We start from the raw sequence: 22,513 nt of genomic DNA, 5'->3' as shown, positions 1-22,513 counted from the left end.
GCCGCTTCACCGCTCACTTCAGGCGCACATGCGCGGCCCAGTACACGGTCTGTCCGCCGGTCGGCACGTTGTAGCCGCGCACCCGCACCTTCCACTGTCCGGACGGGACGGCCCCGGCCGCCCGCACCCGCTCGAACACGCTCGGAATCGAGACGCTGGAGCCCCGCACGACGCCAGACGGATCGATCAGGCTCAGGTCCACATCGTTATGGGCCTGAGAGGCGGTTTCGGGCCACCACAGCGCGGCGTCGAAGTTGTTGGGTGAGCCACCGGACACCTCGATCGGGATGTCGATCGTGCCGCCGTGGGTGATGGTCACCTTGCCCCACCAGGCCCAGCCGTTGATCGGCAGGTTCAGCTTGCCCGCACCGCTGGTGTTGTTGAACGGATAGGGTTGTTGGCCGGAGAGGATCAGTTGGGCATAGACCTGACCCGGATCGATGCTGAAGCTGGTGCCGCGCAGCCAGTTGCGCAGCAGCGCGGCGGCGCCTGCGGCATACGGCGTGGCCCCGCTGGTGCCGCCGAAGACGCGGAAGCCGGTGTCCGATCCACCGCTGGTGCAGTTCTGCTTCCAGCCGCAGCCGTTGCTCGCCGTCTCGGTGTTGGTGGGTGCCTGGATGTCCGGCTTGATGCGGTTGTCCGGCGCGGGGCCGCGGCTTTGGCCGTCCACCTGGTTGCCGGTCTGCACATCGAAATTGCCGACGCCGATCACCTTGTGGGCAATGGCCGGCTCATTCACCGTGGCGGCCGCCGAGCCGTTGTTGCCGTTGGCCGCGATGATCACGGCGCCGGCATCGAAGGCGTTGTCCGCCGCCACGGAGATGGTGCCGGTGTCGCTGCCGCCGGCCTGCATCTCCGCCACGATCACCCGGTCCAGGACCGCGACCGCCCGCTGAAAGCCCCGCACCGAGGCGCTGACGCTCAGATTGCCGGTGCACAAGTTGCTGCTGTTGAAGGTGGTGGGATAGACCTTGAAGCTGTCCAGCGTGATGCCGGTGACCCCGCGGAACGCATCGCCGCTGCGGTTGTTGCCGGAAATGATCGCGGCGCTGGAGGTGCCGTGATCCCAGCAGTCGTCGTTCGGATTGAAGCCACTGCCGCTGTTGCAATTGGCGCCGCCGTTGACGCAGTCCAGGCGGAAGTCAATGTGCGAGGGGCTGTTGAACAGGTTGTGGGTGAAGCGAGCGCCGGTGTCGAGCAGGCCGATCCAGCCACCAGTGAGGCCCAGCCCGAAGTACGGATCGCTCACCATGCGGGCCCGGCCGTCCTGCACATCATCATTGCTGTTGGCATTCTGAGGCGGAATGGTGCCGGTGTCGTCGAGCTCGATGGACAGCACATCATCGAGCGAGGACAGTTCCTTGGCCATGCGCAACGGCATCTCCACGGCCATGGCATTCACCAGCCAGAAGCGCTCCCTGACCTTGCCGCCGTACCGGTCACTCAGTAGCGCCACCAGCTCGCGCTGCTGGACATCGCGCCGTTCTCGGAATTCACTCAGCAGCGCATCGGCGCGCTTCATCGCGGCCTGGTTGACCTCCGCATCACGGCCTTTGTCGGTGTCCGGCTCGGGCAGCAGCGGCAGCGTCAGGTGGTCCCGAAAATTCACCACCAGCAGCGCCGTGGCGCTCGGGTCTTTCTCCAGCAGGCGCTGCAGACGGGGATTCAGCTTGTCACGCACCAGCTCGCGCGGCGGTTCGGGCTTGTCCTTCTTGAAGTCGACCCGCGTGCTGGCGTCGACCGGCATCGGGCGCGCGGTGTAGGTCACCGTCTTGCCGTCGGACAGCAGTGCGCCATGGATCACATCCACGGCGTCCGCGCTTTCGCGCAGCACCAGCGAGCGGTTTTGCGCTGCCGCGGGCAGGCTCACGCCGATCATCAGCAGCGGCGCCATCATCGCGGCCGATCCGCTCAGCATCCGGCGGCGCAGTCGCCGCGTATTCATTGCTCGTGTCATCTCAGTCTCCTTGGTTCCACAAGGTCCGATCGGTGTCTCACATCGAACCGGGGCGCATCGTGCGCCCGGCGGATGGACCCGGGCACCCCTAGGAAACCAGCTCATCCCTAGAACGCAAAAATCCGGAGAATACCGATGAACACGGGGCAAAAAGCCGACATGCGGGTCGCGGAGTTTGAAGGGACAAGGCCTCCCCCTTCAGTGGGATGGAAGGCGAGCATTCGATCGACGCGCGTTTCAGCTCGAGACGCCGTGCGCGGCGCTCTCGCGGGAAGTCTGCAGAAAGTTGCCAACTGTTGCGGCTTTAAGAGATCGAGATACGCGAGTGCATGAAACACTGCGGATCGCGCTGATATAGACAAACAAATGGCCGCAGCGCAATGCCGACGTGCTGCGATCTGCATTCGCGATGCGTCGACTCGAATGGCCGGCGACTGTCTGCACAGTTGCCGGCGAAGGCCGCGGCCTGGTGCATGGCGTTGTCGGTGCAACAACGATGCCACGCACATCGGCGGCCTTTCGCAAGACCGCGGGTCTGGCGGCCACGGCCATGGGCTGGTGGTTCGCCCCCGCCGATGTGTCAATTCATCCGATTCAGGAGACTCTCGATGCAATTCATTTCTACCCAGGTCCGCCGTGCGGCCATGGCGCTGTGTGGCGGTCTGATGTTGGCGCATGCCGGCGTTGCGCTGGCGGATGTCAGTCCCTTGTCGGTCAGCGGCAACAAGGTGTTGGCCGGAGGCCAGCCGGCCAGCTTTGCCGGTAACAGCCTGTTCTGGAGCAACACCGGATGGGGCGGCGAGAAGTACTACAACGCCAATGTGGTGAGCTGGCTGAAGAACGATTGGCGGTCCAAGGTCGTTCGCGTGGCCATGGGCGTGGATGAAAGCCAGGGTTACCTGTCCGACCCCGCGGCCAACAAGGCCCGGGTGAAGGCGGTGGTGGACGCGGCCATTGCCAACGACATGTACGTGATCATCGACTGGCACAGCCACCATGCGGAGGACTATCGCGCCCAGGCGGTGAGCTTCTTCGAAGAGATGGCCCGCACCTACGGCAAGAACAATCACGTCATCTACGAGGTCTACAACGAGCCGCTGAATGTGTCGTGGAGCGGCACGATCAAGCCCTATGCGCAGGCGGTGATCAGCGCGATCCGCGCGATCGACCCGGACAACCTGATCATCGTCGGCACGCCGAACTGGTCGCAGGATGTGGATGCGGCGTCACGCGATCCGATCAGCGGCGCCAACATTGCCTACACCCTGCACTTCTATGCCGGCAGCCACGGCCAATGGCTGCGCGACAAGGCGCAGACCGCGTTGAACAACGGCATTGCGCTGTTCGTGACCGAATGGGGTTCGGTGGGCGCCAGCGGTGATGGCGGCGTGGCCGAAGGCGAGACGCAGGCCTGGGTGGACTTCATGAAGGCCAAGGGCATCAGCAACGCCAACTGGGCGCTGAACGACAAGTCCGAAGGCGCGTCCGCGTTGGTGCCAGGCGCCAGCGCGCAAGGCGGCTGGTCGGCGGGTCAGCTCACCCGATCCGGCGCATTGGCCAAGCAGATCATCAGTGGCTGGTCGGGCACACCGCAGCCGCCGGCGGGTTGCTCGCGCGTGTCGGTGCCGGCGCAGATCCAGGCGGAGGCCTACTGCAACATGTCGGGCGTGCAGGTGGAAACCACCACCGACACCGATGGCGGCAGCAATGTCGGCTACATCGAGACCGGCGACTGGATGACCTATGACGTCAACGTGCCCACCGCCGGCACCTATGTGGTCAAGTACCGCGTGGCCAGTGCCTCGGGCGGCGGCGTGGTGCAACTGGAGCGTGGCGGCGGCGGTGCCACCTACGGCACGGTCAATGTCGGCGCCACGGGCGGCTGGCAGAACTGGACCACGGTCTCCCACAACGTGACGTTGCCGGCGGGTCAGCAGACGCTGGCGATCCTGGCGAAGTCGGGTGGCTTCAACATCAATTGGCTGGACATCAGCCGCCCCGGCGAGCCGCCTGCGACCGGCACCACCATCCAGGCCGAGAACTTCGACGCCATGTACGGCGTGCAGACCGAGGCCACCACCGATTCCGGCGGCGGCCTGAACGTGGGCTATCTGGATGCGGGTGATTGGCTGTCCTACCCGACGATCAACGTGCCCACCGCGGGCAGCTACACGGTGGAATACCGCGTCGCCAGCCTGAACGGCGGCGGCAACCTGCAGTTGGAAGAAGCTGGCGGCAGCGTGGTCTATGGCTCGGTCAACATTCCCGCGACCGGTGGCTGGCAGAACTGGGTGACGGTGAAGCAGACGGTGCAATTGCCTGCGGGCAATCGCAAGTTCGGCATTGCGGTGCGCAATGGCGGATTGAATCTCAACTGGTTCCGCGTCACCAAGAACTGAGCCACTGAAAGCGCACCTGCACCGGGATGATCCGGTGTGACGACGGACCGCCTGTGGCGGTCCGTTTTGCTTTCGGCGTGGGAGGGTCAGGTGTGAATGACGAGGATCTGAGTCATGGGTTTCGGGCTCATTGACGTGATGGGGCGAACCGAGTGCCGCCGCGGTCATTGTTCCAGCACGCCGGCATCGCCGACCGGCAGCCCCACTCACCACACCCCTACCCTGCCAGCGTCAACGTCCCATCGGGATACCGTGCAGCCAGGAACTCCACGAAGGCCTTGACCTTCGGGCTGGCCAGTCGCCGAGAGGTGTGCAGCACCCACAGCGCCACCTCCTTGCCGGGCACCGCGCCCCACTGGACCAACTCGCCCCGTGTCAGCTGGTTCCAGACGATGGACTGCGGCAACAGGCCCACGCCCGCACCGGCAATGACCGCGTCCCGCGCCATCAGCATGGACGACAGACGCAACACCGGCTGCGGCAGCAGCGTGAGGCTGGCCCCGTCCAGCACCCATTGATCCCCCTCGCGACCGGTCGTCACCACAGCCGGCACGCTCACCGGCGTGGGTCCTGAAGGCGGCATGGCGATCTCCGGGGCGGCGACGATCACCAGCCGATCGGTCGCAAAGCGGCGCCCCACCAACGCCGAATCCATGCGGGGATTGGGGCGGATGGCCAGGTCGAATCGCTCATCCACCAGATCGACCACCCGGTCCTCGGCCACGACTTCCACCGTCACGTCCGGATAGAGCCGGCGGAACTCCGCACAGAGCCGCCCCATGGCGAGCTGCGAGAACAGCAGCGGGGCCGCGATGCGCAGCGGCCCTCGCACGCGTTCCCCGCCCTCGATGGCCGACGCAAAGGCCTCCGTCACCTCCTGCATCGGACCCGCGGTGCGGTCCAGCAACTGCCGACCGGCCTCGGTGAGCTCCAGCCCCTTGGCGTTGCGCTCGATCAGCCGAACACCGAGCTGCTCCTCCAGCTCCGCCACCCGCCGAGACAAGGTGGCCTTGGACCGCCGCCCCGCACGACTGGCTCGACCAAATCCCCCGTGGGTCGCGACCAGATTGAAGTCGGCCAGCGCATTCAGGTCCATCACGTTCCAATATTGAGACACCCCATCTGAATTCTGGCGTCTGTGTTTATGAAGCGCAACACCCTATCGTTCATCCATCGCAACACACCCCCACAAGGAACCGACGATGAACACCCTCCGCGCCCTGACCCTGAACGCCTACGGCGGCCCTGACACCACCACCGTGACCACCCGCCCCGTTCCCACGCCGGGACAGGCCCAAGTGCGGGTCCGCGTCCGCGCCGCCGGTCTCAACGGTCTGGACTGGAAGCTGCGCGAAGGCTTGGTCCGCGACGCCTTCCCGATCCCGCTGCCCACCGTGCTGGGCCTGGAGTTGGCCGGCGTGGTGGACGCCGTCGGGCCGGGCGCGTCGCGCTTCTCCCCTGGCGATCGGGTGATGGGCCCGATGGGCGGACTGGGCGCCTATGCCGACCTGATCGTGATCGATGAAGCCCACCTCGCGCCGATCCCCGACGGCCTGGACGACCTGACCGCCGCCGCGATGCCAGTCGCCGCGCTGGCCGCCTGGCAGAGCCTGCACATGGCCGGTCCGGTGCTGCCGGGACAGCGTGTGCTGGTCCACGGCGCCGCCGGCGGCCTGGGCGCGTTCGCGGTCCAGTTCGCCAAGCAGGCCGGCGCCCATGTGATCGCCACCGCGTCCGGCGCCGATGCCGACGCGGTCCGCCAGCTGGGCGCCGATCAGGTGATCGACTATCAGACGCAGCGTTTCGATGCCCTCGTCAGCCACATCGACCTGGTGCTGGACTACGTCGGCGGCGAAGTGCTGGACCGCAGCTGGCGTGTGCTCTCTGCGCAGGGCGTGGTGGTCGGTACCTCGTCGCCCGCCATCCTGTCCCGCACGCCATCCGGCCTGCGCGGCCTGTGGTTTGTGATGAAGCCCGATGGCGCCCTGCTGGCGCATCTGGCCAAGCGGGTCGCTGCGGGCGCGTTGCAGGCCCGGGTCGGCGAAGTCGTGGCCTTCCAGGATCTGCCCGCCGCCATCGAGCGCCATCGACTCGGCCAGGTCCGCGGCAAGGCCGTCGTCGACTTCAGCGCCTGAAGGCCTGAGCGATCAAGGCCTGGCCCCCATGCCCAGGACCCGGCGTTCGCCCCACCGTGTCGCCTGTTCCGCTGGACGCCATTCCGTTCCCGTTCCTGTTCCCGTTCCTGATCACGTTCCGCTTTCCGCTTCATTCATTCATTCAAGGAGATTTTCATGAGCATCCTCGTTACCGGCGCTGCCGGCACCATCGGTTCCCTCGTTGTCCAAGGTCTGTCGCGACAAGGCGCCGCCGTGAAGGCGCTGGTGCGCCGGGCCGGACGCGCGCCGCTTCCGACCGGTGTGCAGGAGGTGGTCGCCGACCTGACGGACGTCGCCTCGATGCGATCGGCGCTCTCCGGCGTGCGCACGCTGTTCCTGCTCAACGCCGTCAACCCGGATGAGGTCACCCAGGCGCTGCAGACGCTGAGCCTGGCACGGGAGGCCGGCATCGAGCGCATCGTCTACCTCTCGGTGATTCACGCCGACCGGTTCGTCGACGTGCCGCACTTCACCGGCAAATTCACGGTGGAACGGATGATCGACACCCTGGACCTGCCCGCCACCATCCTGCGGCCCGCCTACTTCATGCAGAACGACCTGCAGGTCAAGCCGGTGATCGAAGGCTACGGCGTCTACCCGATGCCGCTCGGATCGGCGGGCGTGTCGATGGTGGACACCCGCGATCTGGCGGATGTGGCCGTCGCCGAACTACTGCGCCGCGATGCGGCGGCCACCCCGCAGCCCCGACTGCGCCTGGACGTGGTCGGCCCGGACAGCCTGACGGGTGAGTCCGCCGCAGCAATCTGGAGCGCCGCACTGCAACGCACGATTCAGTTCGGCGGCAACGACCTGCAGGCGTTCGAGGCGCAACTGGCCACGGCCGTCCCGGGCTGGATGGCCTATGACATGCGGCTGATGATGGGCCGCATCCAGCAGCACGGCATGATCGCCGAGCCCGGCACGGTGCAGACGCTGGAAGCCCTGCTGGGCCGGCCGCTGCGTCGCTATGCGGCGCTGGTGCAAGAGCTGGTGACAACGTCCTGACCGGGCTGGGGCGATGGCCAAGCCCCTGGCCGTCGCCCCAAACCCACGACGAAATGCTGACTCCGAGGCCCGACCTGCGGCAACATCACCTCCCTCGCGGAACCCGGACCCCTCATGAGTGAACTCGCTACAGCCCCTCGCCCATCGGTCGCGACGACGGCCTCGCCCCCGCCCCCGGCGGGCGCCGAGTCACCGATCGGTCCGGACACACCGGCGATTTCGGCCTGGCCGGATACCGAGCAGCTGTACCGCCGTCTGGCCGATCTGGTGGCCCAGCCGATGCGGCCGATCCGGCCCGATGCGATGTCCAAGGTGCTTCGCTGGTTCGACGCGCACTGCCAGGGCTCCAAGCAGTTGGCCGAACGCGCCTGCGCCGTGATCCCGGGCGGGGTGCAGCACAACCTGTCGTTCAACCATCCGTTCCCGCTGGCCATGTCCCGGGCGGATGGCCCGTATCTCACCGATGTCGACGGCAATCGCTACATCGACTTCCTGCAGGCCGGCGGGCCGACGCTGCTGGGCAGCAATCCCGCCGCCGTGCGCGAGCCGGTGAAGGCGTTGCTGGACCACTGCGGTCCGGTCACCGGCCTGCTGCATGAGTACGAGGTGAAGCTCGCCGAACTGGTCTGCCGTCACATGCCCGGCGTGGAGATGATCCGGCTGCTGGGCTCCGGCACCGAGGCGGTGATGGGCGCGGTGCGCCTGGCCCGCACGGTCACGCGCCGCCAACGGGTGATCAAGATCGGCGGGGCCTATCACGGCTGGAGCGACCAGTTGGTCTACGGCATGCGCCTGCCCAAGACCGGACGCATGGAGGCCACCGGCATTCCGCGCGGCGCCACCGCCCACACCCAGGAATGCCTGCCCAATGACCCGGAGGCCTTGCGTCGCCTGCTGCGCTGGAACCGGCTGCGAGGCGGCACTGCGGCCGTGATCCTGGAGCCGCTGGGACCGGAGAGCGGCACCCGGCCGGTCCACCGGAACTTCAACGCCCAGGTGCGCGCGCTGTGCGATGAGTTCGGCGCGTTGCTGATCTTCGATGAGGTGGTGACCGGCTTCCGCGCCGGCATGGGCGGCGCGCAGGGGTATTTCGGCGTCACGCCCGATCTGACGGTGCTGGGCAAATGCCTCACCGGCGGTTATCCGATGGCGGGCGCCATCGGCGGCCGCCGGGAGCTCATGATGTCCCTGGTGGGCGGCATCGGCAGCACCACACGCCGGGCGTTCGTCGGTGGCACCTTGTCGGCCAATCCGCTGACCTGCGTGGCCGGTTATCACGCCCTGCTGGAGACTGAGCGCACCCATGCGCCCGCGGTGGCCGGCCGCGCCGGCGACCGGCTGCGGCGCGGGCTGGACGAGATCATCCAGCGGCGCGGTCTGCCGTATGTGGCCTACAACATGGGCTCGGTGGTGCATCTGCAGACCTCCGGCGTCCTGCTGCTCGACACCAGCAGCCTCTGGAAGCTGATCAAGGTGAAGGCCGAAGCGCAACGTCGCAAACACATGATGGAAGAGATGGGCGCGGCCTACACCGCCCACGGCATCGTCAGCGTGGCCGGCAGCCGGTTCTACACCAGCCTGGCCGACACCGATGCGGTGATCGACGACGCCCTCCATCGCTTCGACGACGTCTTTGCCCTGGTCTGAGCCGCAGCGCGACACGGCGGCCCCGCCAGCGCCACCGACCACCGACTTGCTGGCGCACCCGTCGGAGCGGCGCCGCCTGCGCCGCCTGCTGGGCCGCCCCCGTTGACCGCGACGGCGCGAACGACCGCGCCTGATCGGACAGCCCACGAGATGCCTCAGCGCACGCCAATGGTGTCGCCGCCGAGGGCAACTGAATGACCTGACCCCAGGCAGCGCAGCGGCATCCCCAGTCCTCAAGCCCGATGGATGCGCAGAGGCGCCCGCCCTGATGGGCCATGTGCGCTGACCATCGGTGTTTGCACCAAGGACACCACATCGCGACGCCTGTGCCCGCGCAGCCGGCGGTGCGTCGCGAACCCGGCCGGCACGCCGCTGGCCGAGTTCGTCGCACCGGCCGCGCGTCACGATCGCGTCACGATCGCGTCACCAAGGCGTCGTCCCGGCGTCGTTCGGGCTTTGGCGCCACAGCGTCGCCCCGCTTTCTCCCCGTCCCCGCCGCGCCGCCCGCGCCTCTTAGGGAAACATCTACCCCTCCGTCTGAGGGGGGACCTCGTGTCGTCCCCCGTAGCGTTTCGTGACCTCCGTCACAGAATCAGGCGCCCCGAACGACCGCCGGTGTCCTCCCCGTCGACGGTCCAGCCGGACTTCTGCGCCACCCGTCACCCGGGGACGCGCACCTCCCCACCGTGCGGCGGACATCCCGTCGCTTTCGAAGAAGGATCTTGCAATGTTCAAGAAAGCCTCCGTGGCCTTGGCGCTGGTCGCCGCCGCGGCCTCGGCCCATGCGGACGTCTCCCTCCTGAGCGAGGGTTTCGACCAGGTGCCAGGCCTGACCAGCGCCGGCTGGATCATCACCAACACCGGCACGCCCGGTGGCGCCACGCTCCCCTGGGTCCAGGGCGACGGCAACATCTTCAGCGCGCTCACCGGCACCGCCGAGTCCTACATCAGCGCCAACTACAACAACGCGCCGGCCGGCGGCCTGCTGGGCAGCTGGCTGATCACGCCGGTGTTCTCCACCGCCGAGAACCTGGTGATCTCGTTCTGGGCCCGCAGCGACATCCTGGACGGCTATGCCGACCAGTTGGCGTTCGGCCTGGTGGATGCCAGCGGCGACATCAGCAACGCGCTGCTGGGCACCACCGTCACCACCACCGGGGCCTGGACCCAGTACAGCCTGTCCATCGCCGGCCAGGGCCTGGGCAGCAATGCCCGCTTCGCCATCGAATATGTGGGCGCTGCGGACGGCGCGAACTATGTGGGTGTCGACAACCTGGTCGCCACCGTGCCGGAGCCCTCGTCCTGGGCACTGGCCGGCCTGAGCCTGCTGGGTCTGGCCGCCATCCGTCGCCGCCGCCAGTCGCGTTGAGCCACCGTCTCGAGGAGTTTTCCATGCAGACCCGCACCATCCTGGGCCTGGCGCTTGCCGCCGCCCTGCCCCTGAGCGCGCTGGCCCATGAGGGCCATGAGCGTCAGGAGGCCCTGCCCGTCAGCGCCGCCGCAGCCGCCGACACCACCAACCAGATCGTCGTCGTGCGCGACGCCGAGACTGGCAAGCTGCGCGCCGCCACCGCCGAGGAGCATGCCGCGCTGCAGTCGCTGCGCAACGTGCGCCGCTCCGTGCTGCGCGCCGCACCGGTCACGCCGCAGATCAAGTACCACGCCAACGGCGCCACCGGCGTTCGGGTGACCGACGAAATGACCAGCTTCTCGGTCATGGTCCGCCGCGCCGACGGCAGCCTGGCCGAACGCTGCTTCGCCACCAAGGAAGAGGCCGAGGCCGCCGTGCGCAACGGCATCGTCGAGTCGTCCGCGCTGCCCACCAAGTGAGAGGTCCCATGCACAAGAGCATCAAGCAGACCGCCCTGCGCACCGCGCTGCTGGCCGCCTTCTGCGGCGCCGTGGGCGTGTCCCAGGCCGCGACCATCGTGATCCAGAGCCGCGACCCCGCGGGTGTGGGCTTCAACGACACCACGCCGGTGAGTCCCGTCGGCGGCAACCCGGGCCTCACGCTCGGCGAGCAGCGGATGTATGTCTACCGCTATGTGGCCGACATCTGGGAACAGGCGCTGCAGTCGCCGGTCACCATCACGGTGAATGCCGGCTGGGAGAGCCTGACCTGCACCGCCACCTCGGCCACGCTGGGCAGTGCCGGCGCCTGGAACATCTGGCATGACTTCCCCGGCGGTCAGCCCGGCACCTGGTATCCGCAGGCCCTGGCCAACAAGCTGGCTGGCGTGAACCTGTCGGACGGCCAGGCCGACGACGGCTCCGGCTACGGCAACGTCGACATCAAGACCCAGTTCAATGTGAACCTCGGCAACACCGGCTGCCTGGAGGGCTCGCCCTTCTACCTCGGTGTGGACGGCAATGCCGGCGACAAGGTGAACTTCGTCGAGACCCTGCTGCATGAGCTGGGCCACGGCCTGGGCTTCTCGGTGGTCTCGGTCTACACCGGCTCGGTCGCCTCGGCCGTGGGCTACCGGCTCAATGCCGCCGGCACCTCCTACGTCAGCTCGGGCGGCCTGCCCAGCGTGTGGGAACAGTTCATGTACGACAACACCGCGGGCAAGACCTGGCTCAACATGACCAGCGCCGAGCGCCGCGTCTCGGCCGTCAACCCGGCCGGACTGGCCTGGAACGGCCCGAACGTGGCGGCCGGTGCGCCGATGTTGACCGCCCAGCCGGTGCTGAAGATCGCCTCGCCGGCACCGGGTTCCGCAGGGCTGTATTCGTACAACACCGCCTCGTTCGGACCGACGGTCGCCACCGGCCTGAGCCTGGGGGCGCTGGCCACGATCAAGGCCGACACCGTCAACGGCCAGGGCTGCCTGCCCTTCGATGCCGCCGACACGGCGGCAGTGACCGGCAAGGTGGCGGTGATCGACCGCGGCACCTGCGGCTTCGCGGTGAAAGCCAAGAATGCGCAGAATGCCGGCGCCATCGGGGTGATCATCGCCAACAACGCGGCCGGCTCGGCCCCGGGCCTGGGCGGGACCGATGCGTCGATCGTGATCCCCACGGTCAGCGTGTCGCAGACCGACGGTGCGGCGCTGCGCGCGGCCATCACGGCGTCGGTGCCTTACGGCACGCGCGGCAAGCCGGGCTCGGCCTCGGCATCGCTCGCGGTGGATCCGAACCGTCGCGCCGGTGCGGACCTGGCGGGCCGTCCGCTGCTGTACACGCCCAATCCGCTGATCTCGGGCTCGTCGGTCTCCCACTGGGATGTCTCGGCCACGCCCAACCTGCTGATGGAGCCCAACATCAGCCGCGACCTCGGCACGGTGCTGGTGCCGCCGAAGGACCTGACCGTCCCGCTGCTGAAGGACATCGGCTGGTAAGCCGACGGCGTTGACGCGACGAGGCATTCACGCGCTGGCGCGTGGACGACTCGAGGCGTCGACCGAGACAGCCGGGCCGTTTCGCAGGCCCGACTGTGTCCCGGAACCCGACGAGGCCCGACCGAACCCGACGGTCGCCCGTCGGGTTTTTTCATTCACTGCGCGCGCTCAGCGGCGCCGTCCGAGCCTCGGATCCGCGTCTCCACCCGTGCGACGCTGTTGCAGCCATACGGTGCGCCGGTGTCGGACACCGGCGTCAACGCCCCCTGGGATCCTGCCGGTGGTGCGATCGCCGCCAGCCGCTCACACGCCGCTGCCGGCGCACCGGCCTCACGGCAAGCGGCGGACGTCGGCTCCGGCTCCGGCAAGGCCGCGCCCTCCATCTGGAGCTGCAACAGCAGATCACGCATCAGATAGGGCGTCACGCCTGACCCGCCTTGGGCCCCCGACTCCTGCAGCAGGGTGCGCGCCATCCCCAGCCGATCGGAGGTCCAGCGGCTGGCGCGCTGCAGGCCCGCCCAGGCGGCGGCCGACTGTTCCGGCTCCTCCTGTGCCCAGGCCATCCAATGCAGCGCGTTCTCAGGCTCCACCCGCACCCGCGCGCGCAGCAAGGTCAGCCGGCACGACGGTCCGTCGGCAGCGAAGGGACAGGCCGCAGCGGCCCAGTGCATCGCCTGCGCTTCACCGCTGTGCAAGGCCGCCCGCATCACCGAGGCGGCCCACACCTGCGCGGCGCCCTCGCCCGCCTCGTCGGCGGGACGTGACATCAACAGGCTCACCACCCGGGCCCGCGCGGTCCCCTGCATCAGCCGCGCCGCCACCTGTTGCCGCGCCTGTCGCAACGCGTCCTCGCCGAGCGACGGTGGCAGCTCGGCCGCCGATGCGCCCGCCCCCGGCGGCACTGGCATCTGGCCGAGACCGCACAGTTCCCAATGGGTCGGCCGCAGCGAGGCTTCGCCCTCGGCGGCCTCCGTGACCGTCGACGACGAGCCGGTATCGTTCAGGTCCGGCGAATCCACAGGCAGTGACGCCAGCACCGAGCGCGGCGCGAGGCGCACGCCTTCGTGTGCGGATGCGGTGTCGGCCCACCAGCGTGCGGCGAACACGGCGCCCACCGACAGCGCCACCGCCAACGCGCCCCGACCTTTCCAAGGCCGTGCGGCTCGCCGGGTCGATTTGCTTTTCATGGGTCTCCTCATCCGCCATCGTCGACCGGATGGCGGTTTTTCATTGTGTCCATCGGGGATGCAGCGACGGATGGTCTCAGATCGCCATCCCGTTGGATGCCCCTCGATCGCGTCGACGTCTGGAGGCGATCGGTGCTCATCGGCGTCAACCGCACCAGGCGATCGCCGTAGAGCAGGAGGGATCCATCACCGCCGGCTTGGCCGTTCAGGCCGTCCTCGTCCGCCACGATCACGCCGCGCAGATGTTCGGCGGTGCGGGTGAACACGCGTTGCCAAGTGGCGCCGTCATCGGCGCTGGTCAGCAGCACACCGTCTCGGCCGGGCATCCACCAACGCTGCCGGCGGTCATCGCGCACCGGCGCCCGCAGTCCGGCGGCGGTGCCGGTCTCGACCGCCTCCCACTGCCGCCCGCTGCGATCGCTGCGCCAGAACGCGCCGCGGGTACTGCCGACCATCAAGCGCTGTCCATCGGCGCTGCGCCGCACAAAGCGCCAGCCCCCCACGGTCGCCGAGGCGCCGGGCAGCGGCAGCAACTCTGCCGCGCCGGTCGGTTGATCGCCGTCGAGCGTCACCCGCCACAACTGTCCACTGTCGCCCGCCAGCACCACCGCCCGACCGTCCGGCGTCACGGCACCGGCATGCAAGGTCGAGCCGCCCAGCGACCGACGGAACCAGTTCGCGCCGTCCTCGCTGCGCCAAGTCAGCACGCCCTGTTCACCAAAGAGCAAGGGGCCTCGGTCCAGCATCAAACCGCCGAACAGGGTGGTCGTCGTATCGACCAGTTGGTGGCGCTGCCATCGTGCGCCGGCCGCATCGACCTGGGTCACCAGCCCCCCGCTGCCGAACAGCCAGACGTCCTCGCGGCCCGCGGCGGTCAACGCCTCCAGATGATCGGCGCCATCGCCCAGGCTGTCGCTGCGCCAGTGCTGGCCATCGGTCGACACCAGCACCGCCGCGTGACCGCCGCCCACCACCACGCGGCCACCCACCGCTTTGACTCTGAAGAGATAGGCGGGTTCATGCAACTGGACAAACTGGTGGCTGCGCCAATGCCGGCCGTGGTCGTCGGAACGGGCCATCCAGCGATCGGTCAGGCCCGCGACCAGCCGACCGTCGCCCAGATCCGCGATCTCATGCACATGACCGGACGGCGCGCTGTGCACGATGCGCCAGTCCCGCGCCGGGCCATCGGCACGCAGCACCACACCGGATTCGCCCGCGATCCACCAGGTGTGGCCGGACACCACGACCACCTGCAGGCTGCGACCCCGCACTTGCGGATCCTGCAGCACAGGATGGCGCACCGATCGCCACTGTCGCCCCTGGGTGCGGCTTTCCATCAGCAGGCCGCCCTCGCCGGCGGCCATCCAGCGGCTGGTGCGGACGTCCGCGGCCAAGGCGAGCACGGTGGATGCGGTCGGCAGTCGGCAGCTGTGCAAGACCGGGCGCGCGGCGAGCGACGTGTCGCGCCACCACAGGCAGCGCCCGTGGCTGCCGAAGGCGACCCAGCGGTCGCCGATGCGCTGGATGCGGTGATAGCGGTGGTCTCCGGCGCTGATCAGCGCACGGGTCCAGCGATGCGATGGCGGCACGGCGTGGCGCGGTGACCGGGCTGCGGACGCTGCGTCGGCGGTCCGGGGCAAGTGGGGTTCCGACTGAGGCGAGGCCATCGACACCAACGACCAGAGTCGGCCATCCACCGTGGCGGCCCAGGCGCGGTCCCCGTCGGCGCTCAGCGCTTCGACGCTCGCCCCCAGGCGCTGCATTCGCCAGGCGGCGAGATCGGTGTCGGTGTGCCAGACCTGCCCTTGCGCGGTTGACAGCCACCATTGGCCACGCCCATCCGGGGCCACGCCGGTCCATTCACTGCCGACCGCTTCGGCGGGCATGGGGAATGGCCTCCAGTGCCGGCCGCCGTCGGCACTGTGCACCAGCGCGCCCTGGTCGCCGATCACCAGCACGTCTCTGCCCTGGTGCGCAATGCCGAACCAGTGCCGCGTTCGAAAGAGGTCGCTCTCGGCGGCAGGAGCAGAAGCGCTTCCTTCCACCATCGCGCCGGTGTCCTGCACCGTCGGCAACGGCACCCGCCAGTGCCTGCCGGCGTCCTCGCTGTGCAGGAACAGACCCTGGGCGCCGACCGCCACTGCATCCTGCCCATCGGACAGCAGCGCCAGGTCATGGATCGCGCCGCTGTGCGGCAGATCGATCAGGTCACGGTCTGCATCGAGCGAGACCTGCTTTGCTTGCGCAGCAGCGCGGCCCTCACGCTCACGTTCACCGGGTGCTGCCGAGTCGCCCGGCGTTCGCCGCAAGCGCCACAGCATCGCATCCGTGCCCCACATCAGCGCACCGCCATCGGCCGGCAGGGCCAGGCCCGCGCGCCAATGCGGATTGAGGACTTCTGCCCGCCAGGCGGAGGGCCCGCTCGTGTCGGACGTGCCGGGTGAGCGGACGTCGCGGCCCGAGTCGGCCGCCACGCCGGAGGCCGCGCCGCACGCACCCGCGATCACCAGCATCGCGGAAACGACGGCGCGGCGCATCCCGGACTCAGAACTTCGTGATGTCGGTCTTGCTCACATTGCAGGTGGTGGTGCCCCACTCCACCGGCAGTTCCTTGGCTTCGCCGTTGCCCTTGATCACGCCGTTGAACGGCACGCAGACCTTGGTCTTGTTGACGTCGAAGTTCTTCCACTTCACCTTGCGGATGCTCACCGTGTCGCCGTAGTTCTTGTTGACGCCCGCCAGGCCCGACTTGATGGTGCCGTTGACCGTCACATCGGTGATCGCGCCGGTGCGCTTGCCCTGACTCGAGCAATTGCCGCAGGTGCGATAGAGCTTGCCGTTGGTGCCGTTGACGGTGACATTGGAAATGTTCACCTTGCTGCCGATGCCGTTGTGCTGAAAGATCTTGTCGTCGGCGTTGTTGACCGTGGCGCCATTGATGTTCATGGTCTTGCCCGAGCCGCCCTTCATGGTCGCGGCGTCTTCACAGACGTCCTCCCAGGTGACGTTCTTCAGGGTGCAACTGCCTTCGCAATGGATGCCGTCGGCCGCCTTGCCGGCCGCCAGCACCACATTCGAGACCGTGCCGCCGTCCTTGATCAGGATGACGGGTTGCTGGCTCTCATCGCCGCCCGAACAGGACGTGCCGACCTTCTCACCGCCAAAGTCCCGGGAACCGGTCACCGTGATGGTGGCCATCGCCGCGCTCGCACCACACATCCAGGCCGCCGCGACAGCCCATCGTTGCCATTGCTTCATCTCTGTGTCTCCATGCCCGTTGAGGGCTCTTCGGCAAGCACCGGCCGGGCCGACATCGGCACCGACCTTCCACAAACTGTCAGCGTGCTTGCCTGTCGCTGACAGTTCGAAGGCGTTCGGTCCCGAAGATGGAGCATTCGACGCAGTAAACCTTCGTTCGCCGCCTCCGAGTCGTTGTCATCGGAGAAGATTGAATCGAGGTTGCGTCTTTATTGAAACGGCGTTTCTATTATTGGACGAGCGAATGTGGCTGCTGAATGGGGGATTACCCGAACCCGGAAAACACCGGCGCAGCGGCCCTGAACGCGCGCTCGGATCACCCGCAGATCGACGGTCCTCCCGATCACCTTCAACGCCTTCCCGGCGTGGCTGGGTGCATCGTGCGCAAGACTGTGCGGCAGTCCGGCGCTCGCGCTAGCGGGCTCAGTCGCCGTCGCCGCGATGTGGACGACAGACGGGGACCTTCAAGCGGAGATCAGGCCGCAGCGGGCAACCCCACCGCTGCGGCCTGGTTCATCGATGCCGAGCGCTCTGCGCTCTGCGCTCTGCGCTCAGCGCTCAACCTTCAGCATCAGCCCTGCGCGCGGGCCGATTCCAGCGTGGCGATCGCCTCGGCGGTGTCGCCATGCCGCACCAGCCAGATCGCCTGCTCCAAGCCACGAACCTTGCCCGCCGCCGCCTCGTCGCGTTGCGCCAGCAACTGCCGGCGGGCCTCTCGCATCATCGACATCGCCTGCTGCGAGTGGTCGCAGTAGAGCTCGACTTCCACCGCACGCAATTGCTCGTTCACCTGCGCTCGACGGTCCGCGCGTCGGTCCAGCTCTTCCGTCACCGGCGCCGCTTGCGCCGAGGCCGCTGCGAACGCGGCAACCAAAGTCCAGGCCGAAGTCGTTTTGCTCATGATCAAACTCCTTGTCGTCAGCCCGTGGCGGAACAACCGTCGCGGTGTCTGGTTGGCATCCGTCGGCGGGATTGCCTGGGATGCCATGGCCCTACGGTCCCACCTGCGCATTAGGGAACGCTTAAGAACCATCGCTTGCTGTGCGCATAGTCGCGCTTCTGCGGTCGCGTCTTTTCGGTCGCGCCGCTGCAGTCGCATCGCGGCAGATGAGCGGCGCCAAGTCACTGCCTGTAGCCCCCTTGGTTCGCAGGTCGCGCAATGCCGCCTCCTTAGGGCCTTCTGTGTCGCTCTGAAGCCCTTGCATCCGAACGTAACCATGCCCTAGGTGTTTCTCCCGCATTTATTTCGTGCAACGGTCGAACTAATATTCATCCCAGTCTGCGGCTTGACCCGTGGACATCAAAAACAGGAGACAACGGTGCAGCAGCCCGAATCTGGCGGAAGCCAACAGCTGTTGAAGGTCATCAACCGGATGGCGCTGGTGCGCCATCTGTGCGTCCATCCCGGACTGTCGCGCGCCGATCTGGCGGCGGAAGTCGGGCTGACGAAGTCGACCATCAGCCTGCTGGTGCGCGAATTGATCGCCGAAGGCTGGCTGATCGAGAGCATCGTTGTCCCCACCGGCGACCTCGGCCGCCGCCCCACCCCGCTGTTCATCAATCCTGAGCGCCTGCTGCTGCTGGGCGCGGAAGTCGGCATTGAATCGGTGCGGGTGGTGGCCACCTCGCTGACCGGTGAGATCCGTGCCCGCGCGGTCGCCCATTACGGCGCCAGCCGCTCGGCCAAGTCCAGCATCGGCGTGCTGGCCTCGTTGCTGCTCAAGGTGCGCGGGCAGCTCGAAGCCTCGCACCGCATCATCGGCATCGGCGTGGGTCTGCCCGGCGGGGTGGACGAGAACCTGGGCGTCCTGCACTTCGCGCCCAACCTGGGCTGGCGGGACCTGCCGGTGGGCGCCTGGCTGGCCGACAAACTGCAGGACACGCCGCTGGCCGACACGCCGCTGTATCTGCAGAACGAAGCCGATGTCGCCGCGCTCGGCGAGATGGAATTCAATGCCGCCGCCAAGCCGGTGGATCCGCTGCTGTACGTCAGCATCAACCAGGGCGTGGGCGCGGGCGTGATCGTCGGCGACCGGTTGCTGACCGGCCATCGCGGCTTTGCGGGCGAAGTCGGCCACATGGTGCTGCAGATCGATGGCCCGCGCTGCTCCTGCGGCCGCCGCGGCTGCGCCGAAGCGCTGATCGGCATGCGCGCCATGCTGCGGCCCGACGAGGCGGCCGAGCCCGGCCCGCATTCGCTGGCGGAGGTCCGCGCCCGGCTGGTCGATGGCGACCCCGGCACCTTGCTGTCGGTGGCCGCCGCCGGTCGCTACCTGGGCGTGCTGCTACAGAACCTGGCCACCGCCTACGACCCCGCCGCCATCGTGTTGGGCGGCGCGGTGGTGGAACTGGGCGAGGACTTCCTGCAGCCTGCGCTCACCACCCTGAATGACTATGCCCAGGCCGCCAATCTGGCGCCGCCGGTGGTCCGCACCTCCCGCTTCGGCGCGGATGCGGTGGCCGCCGGCGCCGCCGCGCTGGCGCGCTATCGGGTCACCCGTCCGCAACTGCCGCTGGCCAGCGGCAGCCGCTCTGCCCTACCCACCACCACCGAAGACGCCGAGGAGTCGCTGTAATGTTTTTGGGAATCGATCTCGGCACCTCCGAAATCAAGCTGCTGCTGCTGGACGGCCACGGCCAGGTGCGCGGCCGTGCCGCCGCGCCGCTGACCGTGTCCCGGCCGCAGCCCTTGTGGTCGGAACAGGACCCCGAACACTGGTGGACCGCCACCCTGCAGGCCGTGGCCCAACTGCGCCAGGCCGCGCCGGACGCCTTTGCCCAGGTGCGGGCGATCGGCCTGTCCGGCCAGATGCATGGCGCGGTCCTGCTGGGCGAGGCCGACCAGGTGCTGCGTCCGGCCATCCTCTGGAACGACGGCCGCAGCCATGCGGAGTGCGATGAGCTGACCCAGGCCGCGCCGCGTCTGCACGAGATCGCCGGCAACCTGGCGATGCCCGGCTTCACCGCGCCCAAGCTGCTGTGGGTGCGCCGCCATGAGCCCGAGCTGTTTGCCCGCACCCGCACCGTGCTGCTGCCCAAGGACTATCTGCGGCTGCGCCTGACCGGCGAGAAATGGAGCGATCCGTCCGACGCCGCCGGCACCCTGTGGCTGGACGTGGCGGCGCGCGACTGGTCCGATGAACTGCTCGCCGCCGGCGGCCTGACCCGCGCGCACATGCCGCGCATCGTCGAGAGCAATCGCGCCAGCGCCTCCCTGCGGCCGGAACTGGCCCGCGACTGGGGCCTCGCGCCCGAAGTGGCGGTGGCCGGCGGCGCCGGAGACAACGCGGCCAGCGCCATCGGCATCGGCGCGACCGCGCCGGGCGCGGGCTTCATCTCGATGGGGACCTCTGGCGTGCTGTTCGTCGCCAATGACCGGTTCCGCCCCAATCCGTCCTCGGCGGTGCATGCGTTCTGCCATGCCCTGCCCGACCGCTGGCATCAGATGAGCGTGATGCTCACCGCCGCCAGCGGCCTGCGCTGGTTCTGCCACTTCAGTGGTGCGGCCGACGAGGCCGCGCTGCTGGCGGAAGTGCAAGCGCTGAACGCGCAAGACCTGGCACGCGCCCCGCTGTTCCTGCCCTACCTGGCCGGCGAACGCACGCCGCACAACGACGCCTTTGCCACCGGCTCGCTGCATGGACTGACCCACGAAACCACCCGCGCTCACGGCGGTTATGCGGTGCTCGAAGGCGTGGCCTTCGGCATGGCCGACGGCCTGGCAGCACTGCAGGCCGCGGGCACCCAGGTGCGTGAGCTGTCCTTCGTGGGCGGCGGTGCGCGGAGCAATTTCTGGGCGCAGTTGATGGCCGATGCGCTGGGTGTGGAGATCGTCCAGCATGCCGACGCCGATGCCGGCGGCGCCCTTGGCGCGGCCCGCCTGGCCTGGATGGCCGCCGGGGCCAGCGAATCGCAAGCCTGCGTGCGCCCCGCCGTGACCCGACGTTTCGAACCGCAGCCGGCACGCCAAGGCGTGCTGGCCGAACGGCTGACCCAGTTCCGCGCGCTGTATCCGGCGCTGCGATCGGTCCGCCCATCGACCTCCTCCGCCGGCGCCTGAGCGCCGCTCCCCCACACCGATCTTCCGGGATCCCTACCCGCCGCTGACAACGGCCTCGCCCCCATGAGCAGCTATTTCGACGCCATCGCCCCGATCCGTTATCAGGGCCCCGCCACCGACGAGGCACTCGCCTTCCGCCATTACGACAAGGACCGCATCGTGCTGGGCAAACGGATGGAGGAGCACCTGCGCTTTGCCGTCTGCTACTGGCACAGCTTCTGCTGGACCGGCCTGGACCCGTTCGGCAGCGGCACCTTCGAACGCCCGTGGTTCGAAGGCGGCTCGCCGATGGAACTGGCCAAGCAGAAGGCCGATGCCGCCTTCTCGTTCTTCTCCAAGCTCGGCGCGCCCTACTACTGCTTCCATGACCGCGATGTCGCGCCCGAAGGCGCCACGCCCAAGGAAAGCCATGAGAATCTGCTGCGCATGGTCGACGTGCTGGGCGAGCACCAGCAGCGCACCGGCATGAAGCTGCTGTGGGGCACCGCCAACCTGTTCAGCCATCGCCGCTTCATGTCGGGCGCGGCCAGCAATCCGGATCCGGCCATCTTCGCCCTCGGCGCCCTGCAGGTGCGCGACGCGATGGACGCCACCATGCGACTGGGCGGTGAAAACTACGTGCTGTGGGGCGGCCGCGAAGGCTACGAGACCCTGCTCAACACTGACCTCTCGCGCGAGATGGACCAGCTCGGCCGCTTCCTGTCCATGGTGGTGGACTACAAGCACAAGAAGGGCTTCAAGGGCACCATCCTGCTCGAACCCAAGCCGCGCGAGCCGTCCAAGCACCAATACGACTTCGACAGCGCCACCGTCTACGGTTTCCTGACCCGCTACGGTCTGGAAAAAGAGGTCAAGGTCAACATCGAGGCCAACCACGCCACCTTGTCCGGCCACAGCTTCGAGCATGAGATCGCCACCGCCGCCGCCCTCGGCATCCTGGGCAGCATCGACATGAACCGTGGCGATCCCCAACTCGGCTGGGACACTGACCAGTTCCCCCACAACGTGCCAGAGATCGCGCTGGCGCTCTATCACATCCTGCAAGCCGGCGGGCTGGGCAGCGGCGGCCTGAACTTCGATGCGAAGGTGCGTCGCCAGTCCATCGATCCGCAAGACCTCTTCCACGGCCACATCGGCGGGATGGATGTCTGCGCCAAGGGCCTGCTGATTGCTGAACAGATGATCCAGGACGGCCGCCTGCAGCAGGCGCTCGACCAGCGCTATGCCGGCTGGGACGCGCCGGAAGGCCGCGAGATCCTGGACGGCCAGCTCAGCCTGGACCAGCTCGCCGACCGCACGCTGACACGCAATGCCGATGTCGCTCCGCGGTCGGGTCGCCAGGAATACCTGGAGAACCTGGTCAATCGCTTCTGCGTGGGCTGATCCGGCGCCCATGGCCGCCTGGCGCGGCCGTGGGCGGCCTGACTCAGGCCCCGCCCCTTCCGCTCTCTTTCCATCGGTCCGGCGGCTGACCCGCCGGGCCTTCAGCAGGGTCGTCCG

Annotated in this window: 16 protein-coding genes; 10 read left to right on the top strand and 6 right to left on the bottom strand. The window is 68.3% G+C overall.

All coding sequences use genetic code 11. From position 1 onward, the window contains the following. Nucleotides 1-13: 13 nt before the first annotated feature. Nucleotides 14-1,957, bottom strand: a complete 1,944-nt coding sequence (locus N4261_RS12965; RefSeq protein ID WP_261760548.1) for a S8 family serine peptidase — start codon at nt 1,955-1,957, stop codon at nt 14-16. Nucleotides 1,958-2,565: 608 nt separating this feature from the next. On the opposite strand from N4261_RS12965, the gene N4261_RS12960 reads away from it, so the two are divergent. Next, nucleotides 2,566-4,356, top strand: a complete 1,791-nt coding sequence (locus N4261_RS12960; RefSeq protein ID WP_261760547.1) for a carbohydrate-binding protein — start codon at nt 2,566-2,568, stop codon at nt 4,354-4,356. Between the two features lie 217 nt (nt 4,357-4,573). On the opposite strand, the gene N4261_RS12955 is transcribed toward N4261_RS12960, so the two are convergent. Continuing rightward, nucleotides 4,574-5,452 (bottom strand): LysR family transcriptional regulator, encoded by an 879-nt coding sequence (locus tag N4261_RS12955; protein WP_261760701.1) that lies wholly within the window; start codon nt 5,450-5,452, stop codon nt 4,574-4,576. A gap of 106 nt (nt 5,453-5,558) precedes the next feature. On the opposite strand from N4261_RS12955, the gene N4261_RS12950 reads away from it, so the two are divergent. The 6 genes from N4261_RS12950 (at nt 5,559) to N4261_RS26065 (ending at nt 12,505) form a co-directional block, all read left to right on the top strand. Beyond that, entirely contained in the window at nt 5,559-6,491 is a 933-nt protein-coding gene (locus tag N4261_RS12950) for an NADP-dependent oxidoreductase (RefSeq protein ID WP_261760546.1), read from the top strand. Between the two features lie 156 nt (nt 6,492-6,647). Next, nucleotides 6,648-7,517, top strand: coding sequence for an SDR family oxidoreductase (locus N4261_RS12945; RefSeq protein WP_261760545.1), 870 nt, complete (start codon nt 6,648-6,650; stop codon nt 7,515-7,517). Between the two features lie 114 nt (nt 7,518-7,631). Then, nucleotides 7,632-9,164, top strand: coding sequence for an aspartate aminotransferase family protein (locus N4261_RS12940; RefSeq protein WP_261760544.1), 1,533 nt, complete (start codon nt 7,632-7,634; stop codon nt 9,162-9,164). A gap of 727 nt (nt 9,165-9,891) precedes the next feature. Next, a complete protein-coding gene (locus tag N4261_RS12935; protein WP_261760543.1) occupies nt 9,892-10,533 on the top strand; it encodes a choice-of-anchor J family PEP-CTERM protein in 642 nt (213 codons plus the stop codon). A 23-nt stretch (nt 10,534-10,556) separates the two neighbouring features. Continuing rightward, entirely contained in the window at nt 10,557-10,994 is a 438-nt protein-coding gene (locus N4261_RS12930; protein WP_261760542.1) for a post-PEP-CTERM-1 domain-containing protein, read from the top strand. A gap of 8 nt (nt 10,995-11,002) precedes the next feature. Next, nucleotides 11,003-12,505: a PA domain-containing protein gene (locus tag N4261_RS26065; RefSeq protein WP_290428860.1), complete on the top strand. Its 1,503-nt coding sequence runs from the start codon at nt 11,003-11,005 to the stop codon at nt 12,503-12,505. Between the two features lie 155 nt (nt 12,506-12,660). Here the strand turns inward: N4261_RS26065 and N4261_RS12920 are convergent, their stop codons facing one another. The 4 genes from N4261_RS12920 to N4261_RS12905 form a co-directional block, all read right to left on the bottom strand. Continuing rightward, a complete protein-coding gene (locus tag N4261_RS12920; protein ID WP_261760541.1) occupies nt 12,661-13,692 on the bottom strand; it encodes a hypothetical protein in 1,032 nt (343 codons plus the stop codon). Nucleotides 13,693-13,700: 8 nt separating this feature from the next. After that, nucleotides 13,701-16,232: a hypothetical protein gene (locus tag N4261_RS12915; protein WP_261760540.1), complete on the bottom strand. Its 2,532-nt coding sequence runs from the start codon at nt 16,230-16,232 to the stop codon at nt 13,701-13,703. A 7-nt stretch (nt 16,233-16,239) separates the two neighbouring features. Then, complete coding sequence (locus N4261_RS12910; RefSeq protein ID WP_261760539.1) at nt 16,240-16,953, bottom strand: pectate lyase; 714 nt, start codon at nt 16,951-16,953, stop codon at nt 16,240-16,242. A 571-nt stretch (nt 16,954-17,524) separates the two neighbouring features. Beyond that, entirely contained in the window at nt 17,525-17,854 is a 330-nt protein-coding gene (locus N4261_RS12905) for a hypothetical protein (protein WP_261760538.1), read from the bottom strand. Between the two features lie 418 nt (nt 17,855-18,272). Here N4261_RS12905 and N4261_RS12900 point away from each other — a divergent pair, with 418 nt between their 5' ends. The 3 genes from N4261_RS12900 (at nt 18,273) to xylA (ending at nt 22,396) form a co-directional block, all read left to right on the top strand. Further along, nucleotides 18,273-19,529 carry an ROK family transcriptional regulator gene (locus tag N4261_RS12900; RefSeq protein ID WP_261760537.1) on the top strand — a complete coding sequence of 419 codons (1,257 nt, stop codon included), beginning with the start codon at nt 18,273-18,275 and terminating at the stop codon, nt 19,527-19,529. Beyond that, on the top strand, nt 19,529-21,013 hold the full coding sequence (gene xylB, locus N4261_RS12895) for a xylulokinase (protein ID WP_261760536.1): 1,485 nt from the start codon (nt 19,529-19,531) through the stop codon (nt 21,011-21,013). The genes N4261_RS12900 and xylB overlap by 1 nt, the downstream gene beginning before the upstream one ends. A gap of 63 nt (nt 21,014-21,076) precedes the next feature. After that, nucleotides 21,077-22,396, top strand: a complete 1,320-nt coding sequence (xylA, locus tag N4261_RS12890; protein ID WP_261760535.1) for a xylose isomerase — start codon at nt 21,077-21,079, stop codon at nt 22,394-22,396. Nucleotides 22,397-22,513: the final 117 nt, after the last annotated feature.

The sequence above is a fragment of the Roseateles amylovorans genome, from assembly GCF_025398155.2.
GTDB lineage: Bacteria > Pseudomonadota > Gammaproteobacteria > Burkholderiales > Burkholderiaceae_C > Roseateles > Roseateles amylovorans.
This window is presented reverse-complemented; position numbering and strand designations above follow the sequence as displayed.

Bases quoted from the DNA above. Each gene is read 5' to 3' on its own strand.
- N4261_RS12965 (WP_261760548.1), bottom strand. From the start codon at position 1,957: ATGACACGAGCAATGAATACGCGGCGACTGCGCCGCCGGATGCTGAGC.
- N4261_RS12960 (WP_261760547.1), top strand. From the start codon at position 2,566: ATGCAATTCATTTCTACCCAGGTCCGCCGTGCGGCCATGGCGCTGTGT.
- N4261_RS12955 (WP_261760701.1), bottom strand. From the start codon at position 5,452: ATGGACCTGAATGCGCTGGCCGACTTCAATCTGGTCGCGACCCACGGG.
- N4261_RS12950 (WP_261760546.1), top strand. From the start codon at position 5,559: ATGAACACCCTCCGCGCCCTGACCCTGAACGCCTACGGCGGCCCTGAC.
- N4261_RS12945 (WP_261760545.1), top strand. From the start codon at position 6,648: ATGAGCATCCTCGTTACCGGCGCTGCCGGCACCATCGGTTCCCTCGTT.
- N4261_RS12940 (WP_261760544.1), top strand. From the start codon at position 7,632: ATGAGTGAACTCGCTACAGCCCCTCGCCCATCGGTCGCGACGACGGCC.
- N4261_RS12935 (WP_261760543.1), top strand. From the start codon at position 9,892: ATGTTCAAGAAAGCCTCCGTGGCCTTGGCGCTGGTCGCCGCCGCGGCC.
- N4261_RS12930 (WP_261760542.1), top strand. From the start codon at position 10,557: ATGCAGACCCGCACCATCCTGGGCCTGGCGCTTGCCGCCGCCCTGCCC.
- N4261_RS26065 (WP_290428860.1), top strand. From the start codon at position 11,003: ATGCACAAGAGCATCAAGCAGACCGCCCTGCGCACCGCGCTGCTGGCC.
- N4261_RS12920 (WP_261760541.1), bottom strand. From the start codon at position 13,692: ATGAAAAGCAAATCGACCCGGCGAGCCGCACGGCCTTGGAAAGGTCGG.
- N4261_RS12915 (WP_261760540.1), bottom strand. From the start codon at position 16,232: ATGCGCCGCGCCGTCGTTTCCGCGATGCTGGTGATCGCGGGTGCGTGC.
- N4261_RS12910 (WP_261760539.1), bottom strand. From the start codon at position 16,953: ATGAAGCAATGGCAACGATGGGCTGTCGCGGCGGCCTGGATGTGTGGT.
- N4261_RS12905 (WP_261760538.1), bottom strand. From the start codon at position 17,854: ATGAGCAAAACGACTTCGGCCTGGACTTTGGTTGCCGCGTTCGCAGCG.
- xylB (WP_261760536.1), top strand. From the start codon at position 19,529: ATGTTTTTGGGAATCGATCTCGGCACCTCCGAAATCAAGCTGCTGCTG.
- xylA (WP_261760535.1), top strand. From the start codon at position 21,077: ATGAGCAGCTATTTCGACGCCATCGCCCCGATCCGTTATCAGGGCCCC.